This is a genomic window from Campylobacter showae CC57C (genome assembly GCF_000344295.2).
GTDB lineage: Bacteria > Campylobacterota > Campylobacteria > Campylobacterales > Campylobacteraceae > Campylobacter_A > Campylobacter_A showae_B.
Genome location: NZ_AOTD01000167.1, coordinates 1 through 8,593, shown reverse-complemented (window position 1 = coordinate 8,593; position 8,593 = coordinate 1). Strand labels below are relative to the sequence as shown.

Genomic DNA, 8,593 nt, shown 5'->3' with positions numbered 1-8,593 from the left:
TTCGTGGCCATAGATAGTATCGTTTCCGTCGGTACCTTTGGCAATACCACCATTTTTACCTTCTGTCAGATTAATATTTTGATAAATTTCTAAATCTTGCCTCCACTGCTCAAATAAATTATTTTTAAGAGCATACTCGATCATTTGTTTAAAAGCTAAGGCCAATGGAGCCACGTTTTTGGTATTACCGGCAATCATAGCAGCGTGCATGAATTCCCCAATATCTATAAATGCTTTCTTGGGGTTTACCTTTGCTATTTCTTTAAATTTATCCGCTACCTTGCCATAATCAATGCCAAATTTATACTTCGTATTTCCGTCACCATCTTTTATCTCTTCAGCTTTTATGTCTATTAAAGATATATAGTCCTTAAGTCTAGTTTGAGTTCCTAGGCTCATATACGCATACTTTAGTATATCATCGTATGTTTTATTTACTTTTTGTATTATATCTTTTACGTCATTATCGTCCGTATAATATAGCTGCCCAGTTTGCTTGCCTGTAAATGCATCTATCACACTTATTTTGTATTTTATATCATCAAATTCTTTTAGTAGGCTTTGATCTTGTAGGCCTTTTTTCATCCTAGCTAGCTGCGACGGCGTTACTCTAGTTTCTCTATTTTTGGGAGTATATATGCTAGGTAGCTTGTTTCCGCTTTGTTGCATTATATGTCTTAGCTCTTCATTCTGATTTGCTTCTTTTAATGCTTGTTGATAGTTGGTTTCGGCTAGTTTATTTTCTATATTTACCATTTCTTGATGTATAACTATTTTTTGGGTTTCGCTAGTAGCTTGTGCATACCTCTGCCTTAGCACCGCCAGCTTTCCTTGAGGCGTGCTCTCGTCAAAATAAGTAACGCTACTTAAAGAGTGTTCGTATTGGGTATATCCCACCGACGTCTTAGCCCACTCTTTTATTAAATTCGGCAATAGGCTTAGTTGCTCTTCTTTGGTATTTGCTTGTTTATAGGAGTTTAGTATATCGTTTAGCGTACTTGATAAAACGGCAGCCTGATTTAGATCCCTTAGATTTCCGCTACCTTTCAAATTTATCTGACTGGCTTGCTCCTCGTTTAAGACTATATCGTCTTTGTGTCTTGAAGAGAGGGTATCTACGTTAAAGTTTATATCAGCCATCTTATGTTTTTTACCTTCACTATCAATATAGTTTCCTTCAAACATTACGTTATTGCCGTTATCTAGATCTTTATCTATATTATTAAAGGCCAAATTTAAAGATTTTATATTGACTTGCTTCAGGCTTTTTAGTTCGTTTTCTTGAGATATGCCATCTTGATTAATGTCTTGCCATACTTTAAGATATTTATATATCTCGTCGTTACTATCTATGATACCGTCACTGTTCATATCATAGCTTTTTAAAGCATGATATCCGTTTACGGCTAAATTTCTATCGCTTGGATTATTGTTCGGATTTAAAGGAGTAAAGTTTCCAAATAGTTCACTTCCGTCATCTATTATGCCGTTATTATTTCTATCGTGAACTAAAAGACCGTCTTCTTTACCTACCCAAGATGTTTTCATAGCTACTTTATCGCCGTTGTGATCAAAGTATACCCCTTTATCCAAACCGGTAGTATTTATCTTGCCGTCTTTGTTTAGGTCTAGGGTAATAGGGTCGTAGATAAGCGCGCTAAGAAATGGAAAGCTGTATTTATTAAGATAGTCTGAGAAATTTAATCTGTCGTAAAGAAAACTAGAGAAGACAGGGGTATCATTAAAGGGTAGTTGGCTATCGAGTTCTTTTATCATTTCGGATAAAGTTTTTATATTTAGAGGGTCGTCCACTTTTGATAACAGGTTTGGATACCTTGGTGTATCCAAACCCCCAAAAAGTACGGGCTTAAGTTCCTTTAGTCTGCTTGCCTCTACATTATGGTGTGGAAAATTATTAAATGCATTATTTATTGTACTAATAGTATCATGAATTGTAGTGGAGTTGCCTGTAAGTATGGCAGCTGTGCTTAGGGCTGTACCGATAACAACTAGACTTATAGCTGCGATAGGATTCGAAGATATCGTTGCTATGCTTGTTAACGTTGCTATATCGCTAGCTGCTGACAATATGTTGCTATCTTTTATTTTTTTATCTTCACTTAAGCCATCTACCGTGATTGTAGCAATATTATTGATTAGGGATGCAGCTGCAAGGGGCTTGCCCCAGGTCGAGTCTTTTCCTATTAATTTGGCTAATTCGTGTGCTGTTCTAAGTGAGTCTATTGTAGTGCTTACACCATCTTTGTTTATAATATCCTTGATTGAATTGGATATATTAATATAGTAGTAGACTCCAGCATTACCAATGATATTATCTATATTCTCGGCAGTTTGTTTGGTTATGGGTTTTGTAAATGCATTCCTATAATCATGAATGGCTCGGTTGGTCAACACGTCTGGTCCCATGATTACTTTCTTTTGTATTTTAGGTATTTTACTCATTTGTTTGCCTTTTTTAATTTAATTTTCTATGATCTTTATTGTTTAATATCCAGACTATTATCAGAAAAAACACGGCTATTTTAAACACGTCAAATATAAAATTCATCGCTCGAAAATTTTTCGTTAGCTCGTATTCATAGTTATAGATCGTATATATTTCCCCATTTTCGCCTTCTAGCTGTAAAATTTGATTTCCCAATAGGAATTTTCTGCTATATATTATCGCACCTTTATTCATTAACGAGTCGTAAATATTTTTGTCTCTATTGTCTATATGGAAAAACATGCGCGAGCCGTCGTCTAGTTTTAGCCCCAGTCTGCCTTGACCGCCCCTTGGTTTATAATTTGCGCTTTCAACTATCCCGTAATTTTTAGTCAGCTCGTTTAGCGGTTTGACCTCGCTGAAAAATACCGTATCAATGATGATGCAAGCGATAATCAACAAGCAGAGCGGAATTATTACAAACATTGAAAAAATCGAAGTAATATTTCTAATATACGAGCCGTTTCCTTTCATTGGGCGTTCGATAAACACGGTATAAAGGTATGAGTTTTTGATTTTATCTTTAATCTCCTCTAGATTCATTGGCTGCCTCGTATTAAATTTTGCTCATTGCATTTTATCCACAATCCTCTTAAACTACATTTAAGTTATAATCGGCATTTATTTTTAAAATATTATCGATTATTAGGTATTTTTAATGCTTTATTAAGACTCATTGTGATTAAATTTAGGCCTAAATTTCATAGCAATTAGGAATGTAGAGTTTGCGAAGGATATCTTTTTTGTTTTTTATCGTTTACTTACTTGGCACGTCCCTATCCGCCAAATCAGTATCCTTCTCCTCACTCGCTAAATCCTTAGAATCCACTAACCCTTCTATCCTATCTTCCAAGCTTCAAACCTTACTGGCAAACGAAGAGATAAATGCAGCCAAATCAAGCCTCTATCCCAGGCTAAGCCTAAGCGCAAATAGCGAATACTCTAAGAAGTATGCAAACGCTAGGAATAGTTACATAAACGATGAAAGCCTGGTAAGCTCGACGGGCTTTGCAAGCTCGGTATCTTTAAAGCTAAACTACGAGCTATATAAATTCGGAGCAAATGCCTTAAACATAGATGCGGCCGCTTATAAAAAACAAAGCCTAAGCTATAAAGAGTGCGTAACGCTAAACGAGGCTAAACTAAGACTGCTTGAGCTATATTATAATCTGCTAGATAGCAAAGACAAGCTAAATTCCTATAACAACCTAAAACAAATCAACAAAGAAATCTACGAAACCTCCAAACGCCTCTATGAAAACGGCGATCATGCAAAAGCAGCAATGACAAATAGCGCCATAAGGCTAGTAGAGATAGAAGACAATATAGCAAGCCTAAACAAGCAGATAAAAAACCTACTTAGCGAGATATCAAATTTTAGCGGAGAGGATATCTATATAGACGACGAGATGATGCCTTTTAGCAGCGAGGATATGGGGAGTAAATTTGATCAAACCGGCGCAATAGACCAAGCTAGTCAAGCTAGTCAAACCAAATCTTTAAGTCAAGCTCCTGGCACCTTGCCTCAAAATTTAAATTTAGATAGTTTAATCTCCTCCCCTCTACCTCCCTTTGAGCAAACTTCCGAGGCTAAAGAGCTAAACGCCCTGATCCTTTCTAAACAAAGCGCTCTTGAATCAAAAAAGAGGGAGTATTATCCGGCATTTTATCTATACGCCAAGTATGATTTTTACGGAGACGACAGAGATAACTTTCGTCGCTCTTGGGACGATACCCAGAGAAACGGATACAGGATAGGTCTTAGTATGGTTTACAATCTCTTTGACGGCTTTAATAGAGAAGCCGGCATAGAAAGTGCATCTCTTGAACTGCTTTTAGCCAAAGAGCAATTTAACGAAGCAAAAAGGCGGTACGAAAAAGAGGCTAGAAATATAAACGATGATCTGCACTCAAATTTAGAAAAGCTAAAAACTACTTTGGAGCTAACCTCTTACTCTAAAGAGCTTTTGAGCATGCAAGAAAGACTAAATTTAAACTCGCAAACGGATAAACTAAGCGTGCTTGAAAGCAAGGTTAAATTTAACGAAAATCTCATCAAAAACGAAGAGGCGTTTTTGCAAGCAAATATGCTTGCGGTAAAACGCTTTTTAATAAACGAAAAGAGCGTAGATTGCAAAGCGCTTTAAGAAGCTTAGAGATAGTTGGAGCTCTAAATAACGTTAGGATAGACAGCAGAGCCATAATAAGAGACTACGCCCTAAACTCTACTCCAAGCTTTGAAGAGCTGATAAAAATAGCAAAAGACAAGGGCTTTAAGGCTAAGATTAAACCTTTAACTATTAAAAATTTAGCATCCTATCCATTGCCTTGCATAGCTAGGGATAAAAACGGAGTTTATTTTAATATCCTAAAAGTCGAAGCTTCTAAAAACGAGGTCTTAATCTTTAAAGATAAAAACGAGCCTTACGCTATTAAATTTGAAGAGCTATTAAACTCGCTAAATTTAGAGCCAAAGATGATAGTCTTAAAGCATAAGCTCTTAAACGATAGGATCAAATTCGGCTTTGGTTGGTTTTATGCTAGGATGCTAAGCTATAAAAAGATAGTAGGCGAAATTTTAATAGCATCTTTCGTTATCCAGCTATTTGGCCTAGTTACCCCTCTTTTTACCCAGGTAGTACTTGATAAGGTTTTAGTGCACCACTCGCTTAGCACCCTAAACGTCATAGCGGTAGCCTTTGGGGCGGTGATTATATTTGAAATGCTTTTAAGTCTTAGCAGAAACTATATATTTGCCCACACTACCTCAAAGATAGACGCTAGGCTTGGAGCTATGCTATTTGATCATCTGATAAAACTACCTATGATCTACTTTGAAAACAGAAAAGTAGGAAACATAGTAGCTAGAGTTAGAGAGCTAGATAGCATAAGAGAGTTTATAGCCAATAAATCGGTTACCGTGCTGCTTGATATGCTTTTTAGCGTGGTGTTTGTCGCGATGATGCTGCTTTATAGCGTTAAGCTCACTTTGGTGGCATTAGCTTTCGTTACCGTTATAGCTACTATTTATTTCTTTGCTACTCCAAGGCTTAGAGCAAGGCTAGAAGATAAATTTCAAATGGGAGCTAGATCAAACTCCTACCTGGTCGAATCAATCACCGGAATATCTACCGTTAAATCCCTAGCGATTGAAGGCAGTATGCAGCGCCTTTGGGAGGATTTTTTAGCCAAATACGTAAAATCAAGCTTCGAGCTTTCAAATTTATCAAATATACTTTCAGGCATCGCAAATGCTCTTTCAAAACTAATGACGCTAGCTATACTCTATCTAGGAGTTGGCCTAGTTATAGAAAACAAACTAAGCGTAGGTCAGCTAATAGCCTTTCAGATGTTTGCGGGGCAGTTTAGCGCTCCTATAATGAGACTGGTAGGTCTTTGGAACGAATTTCAGCAAGCGCTTCTTAGCGTAGATAGACTAGGAGACATACTAAATACCCCAAAAGAGCAAGAAAACGATAGTGCTATAACTCTAAATGAGATAAAAGGCGGAGTGAAATTTGATAACGTTAGCTTTAAATACTCTCCAAACTCTCCTACCGTGCTTCAAAACTTTAGCTTAGAAGTAAAACCAAACACCAGTATAGGCATAGTGGGTAGAAGCGGTAGCGGAAAGAGCACTCTAACCAGGCTTCTTCAAAGACTGTACTACGCAAACGAGGGAGCTATCTATATAGATGGAGTCGATATCAGGCATATGAATCCGTCCTGGCTTAGGCAAAACATAGGAGTAGTTTTGCAAGATAGCTACCTCTTTAGTGGCTCCGTTAAAGAAAACATAGCTTATGCTTATCCAAGCGCCCCTATGGATCTAATCTTGCAAGCTTCAAGGGTATCGGGAGCGGATGAGTTTATAAGCGCGTTGCCCGAGGGCTACGACACCTTAGTGGGAGAAAGGGGCTCATCTCTTTCGGGCGGTCAAAAACAACGTATCGCAATAGCAAGAGCAATACTAACCAATCCTAGAATTTTAATATTTGACGAAGCGACCTCCGCACTTGATTACGAAAGCGAAAAGATAATATCAAATAACCTTGCCGCCATTAAGAAAAACAGAACCGTATTTATCGTAGCTCATAGGCTAAGCACCGTTAGGGAGTGTAACGAGATAATAGTACTGGATAAAGGAAGACTGATAGAAAGAGGAGACCACGAAAGCTTGATGAGGCAAAGGGGTTATTATTACTTTTTAAATAGCCAGCAAGCAACCGGCAATACGAATCAAGCTTAAATTTAAAAAATGATATAGTGCGATAAACAAAGGACAATATTGAACGACCTCCACGAATTTAAACCCCTGCTAATAGAAATAGAAGATAAGCCCCTTAATCCTTTGGGCAGAATCATTCTTTATCTAGTACTGGCTATTATGGTCTTTGGTACCGCTTGGCTGATACTAGCTAAAGTAGATGTAGTAGTAAGCGCGCAAGGCAAGGTTATACCAAGCGGAGAGATAAAGATACTAAAACCTCTTGAAAGCGGAGTAGTCTCAAAGATATTCGTTAAAGAATCAGACAGAGTAAAAAAAGGAGACATTCTAATACAAATAGACCCCACTGTAACCGATGCATCGCTATCAAGCAAACAAGACGATCTAGCGGTGATTAATTCAGACATCGCTTTACTAGAAGCTCTAATCAATGAATCAAATTTAAGTAAAGACGAACTAAACAAGCTAAACTCCTCTCAGATAAGCTTATATAATAGCCAAAAACAAATTCTAGCTAGCACCTATGAAGGCAACAAAGCCAAACTAAACTCAGCCAAACTTGATATCAAAGCAAACGAAAGCGAAGTAAATAGACTTAGCCTTCTTCTAAGCAAAGAAGAGGAGGCTAAGACAAGGCTACAAAAAGTACTTGATCTAATAGCAAAGAAAGAATACGAAGAGGTAAGTAAAAATATCATAAATTTAAAAGAGCAAAAAGATATTGCTCTATATAGACTAAAAGAATCAAATAAAAAACTTGAAGAAATCATAGAAGAAAACGAAAAAGCCATAAAAACCATAAAATCAAGCTGGATAGAAACGTCTCTAAGCAAAGAAAAAGAAAAAAGAGAACTAAGCGCTCAGATAAACGCAATCCTTTTTTCAAACAAGACCCAACAGATAAAATCTCCCGTAGACGGATTTGTCGGAAAGTTGCTTACCCATACCGAAGGAGGCGTAGTAAGCCCAAACGATAATCTAATATCCATAGTTCCCTCAGACGCTCCGCTCATCATAAAAGCAAACGTTCTAAATAAAGACATAGGTTTTTTAAAACTAGGTCAAGAAGTAGCCGTAAAGATAGATACCTTTAGCTTTCAAAAGTACGGACTCTTACACGGCAATATAATAGAAATCTCAAAAGACGCCATAGAAGATGAGAAGCTTGGGCTAATATACGAGATCAAGATAAAACCAAAAAGCCTGGATATAAAAGTAGAGGGAGAAACCAAACAACTAGAAATAGGTATGAGCGTAATAGCCGAAGTAAAGACCGGCAAAAGAAGAGTCATAGAGCTGTTTATATATCCGATAATCAAATATATGGATGAGGGACTTAGCGTGAGGTAATGGGCAAATAAGAAGCCTTGAATCTACATGCAAAATACTAAACCTATCTATACCACTAAGGCCGCAATATAATCTATCGACCAATCTACAAGCTTTACTTTTCTTGATATTTATGCGATTATAAGCTTTTATTGTGCAGTCTATCTTTAGAAAATTTAAGTAGACGGTTTGCGTTTAGTATTTAGCAACGTCTGAGAAAATATCAATGCATGAAAGTATTTGTGTTGTTTGTTTTTGATTTATAAAGCTACCTCAATACCTCAATACCTCAATACCTCAATACCTCTCCCATACTAAATGTATCACTAAAAATGCAACCAAGAAAAACAAAAGCAATTTTATATGAATGTTTTTGTAAAATAGCAGGTTTTAAAGAATTGTACCACTTTTTATCAAAAGTGTACCATAGTTTAAGAAAAAATTCAAAGAAAGGGAAACTGCAAAAGAGGCGGTTTAAATACCGATAAATAGGGCATTTATGGTGTCACGGGGGAGACTTGAACTCCCGA

At 36.9% G+C, this 8,593-nt stretch carries 4 protein-coding genes and 1 pseudogene; 3 read left to right on the top strand and 2 right to left on the bottom strand.

Going from position 1 to position 8,593, the window contains the following annotated elements; genetic code table 11:
• Both H740_RS06480 and H740_RS06475 read right to left on the bottom strand, forming a co-directional pair.
• A pseudogene (locus H740_RS06480) lies at positions 1-2,463 on the bottom strand (hypothetical protein); the annotation flags it as partial.
• Positions 2,464-2,476: 13 nt separating this feature from the next.
• Positions 2,477-3,049, bottom strand: coding sequence for a hypothetical protein (locus tag H740_RS06475; protein ID WP_002952556.1), 573 nt, complete (start codon positions 3,047-3,049; stop codon positions 2,477-2,479).
• 200 nt (positions 3,050-3,249) lie between these two features.
• On the opposite strand from H740_RS06475, the gene H740_RS06470 reads away from it, so the two are divergent.
• Genes H740_RS06470 through H740_RS06460 form a run of 3 tightly spaced genes read left to right on the top strand, consistent with a single transcriptional unit; the run spans position 3,250 to position 8,084 of the window.
• Positions 3,250-4,653 carry a TolC family protein gene (locus H740_RS06470; RefSeq protein ID WP_002952555.1) on the top strand — a complete coding sequence of 468 codons (1,404 nt, stop codon included), beginning with the start codon at positions 3,250-3,252 and terminating at the stop codon, positions 4,651-4,653.
• On the top strand, positions 4,638-6,755 hold the full coding sequence (locus tag H740_RS06465) for a peptidase domain-containing ABC transporter (RefSeq protein ID WP_002952554.1): 2,118 nt from the start codon (positions 4,638-4,640) through the stop codon (positions 6,753-6,755). Before H740_RS06470 ends, H740_RS06465 begins: the two co-directional genes overlap by 16 nt.
• A gap of 39 nt (positions 6,756-6,794) precedes the next feature.
• Positions 6,795-8,084, top strand: a complete 1,290-nt coding sequence (locus tag H740_RS06460) for an HlyD family type I secretion periplasmic adaptor subunit (RefSeq protein ID WP_002952553.1) — start codon at positions 6,795-6,797, stop codon at positions 8,082-8,084.
• Positions 8,085-8,593 lie beyond the last annotated feature (509 nt).

Excerpts from the sequence above, each read along its gene's own strand:
- H740_RS06475 (WP_002952556.1), bottom strand. The coding sequence starts at position 3,049 with ATGAATCTAGAGGAGATTAAAGATAAAATCAAAAACTCATACCTTTAT.